The 901-nt window shown below is 72.4% G+C and carries 1 protein-coding gene and 1 pseudogene; one reads left to right on the top strand and one right to left on the bottom strand.

The annotated features are described in order from the left end of the window. On the bottom strand, nt 1-470 hold a 470-nt coding region (locus JHD21_RS16840; RefSeq protein WP_292677533.1), incomplete at its 3' end, for a pyridoxal-phosphate dependent enzyme. 41 nt (nt 471-511) lie between these two features. Here JHD21_RS16840 and JHD21_RS16845 point away from each other — a divergent pair. Beyond that, nucleotides 512-901 (top strand): annotated as a pseudogene (locus tag JHD21_RS16845) (SGNH/GDSL hydrolase family protein); the annotation flags it as partial.

Here is a 901-nt window from a genome sequence, read left to right on the forward strand (position 1 = left end):
GAGCGCGGGTTGTGCGGGTTGGAGTACTGGTCCGGCTTCCAGGCCCCCGGCTCCTTGGAGAGCCGGTCGGAGACGTTGTAGTAGGAGTCGGGGTGCTCCGGCGCCACCGCGGTCGGGCAGACGACCACCTCGGCGCCGTAGGCCTTGAGCACGTTGCGCTTGTCCTCGCTGACCTTGTCCGGGCACACGAAGACGCACTTGTAGCCGCGCGCCTGCGCGACCATCGCCAACCCCACGCCGGTGTTTCCGGACGTCGGCTCGACGATCGTGCCACCGGGCTGGAGCTCCCCGGAGGCCTCGGCGGCGTCGATCATCCGGGTCGCGATCCGGTCCTTCACCGAGCCACCCGGGTTGAGGTACTCGACCTTGGCGAGGACCAGGGGGCCGTCGCCGGGCAGGTCGAGGCTCCGCGACAGGCGCACGAGCGGGGTGTTGCCGATCAGGTCCAGCAAGGAGTTGGCGTACTGCACCCGCCCAACCTATGTCGCTACCCGTCCGTAACATGGATCGCGTGGGGAAGGCAGCGGCAGCACGGAAGCTCGCGGCCGCCGCGGCGTACGGCGGTGGCGGCCTCACCGCGCTCGGCGGGGGGCTGTACGGCGTGCTGCGGCTCGAGGCCGAGCTGGCGAAGAAGACCATCGGCGAGCGGCTGGAGGAGGATCCCCCCGACGCGACCGGCTGGTACGGCCGCGGGCGGCCCGGACCCGCCATCAAGATCGCGCTGCTGGGTGACTCCAGCGCGGCCGGCTACGGCTGCGAGCGGGTCGAGCAGACCCCCGGTGCCCTGCTGGCCAGCGGGGTGGCCGAGCAGGCGGACCGCCGGGTCTACCTGCGCGAGTTCGCGGTGGTGGGCGCCGAGTCGCGCGACCTGGGCGCCCAGGTGGACCGCACGCTCCCGATC

It is taken from the genome of Nocardioides sp. (genome assembly GCF_016462705.1).
In the GTDB taxonomy this organism is placed as follows: Bacteria; Actinomycetota; Actinomycetes; order Propionibacteriales; family Nocardioidaceae; genus Nocardioides.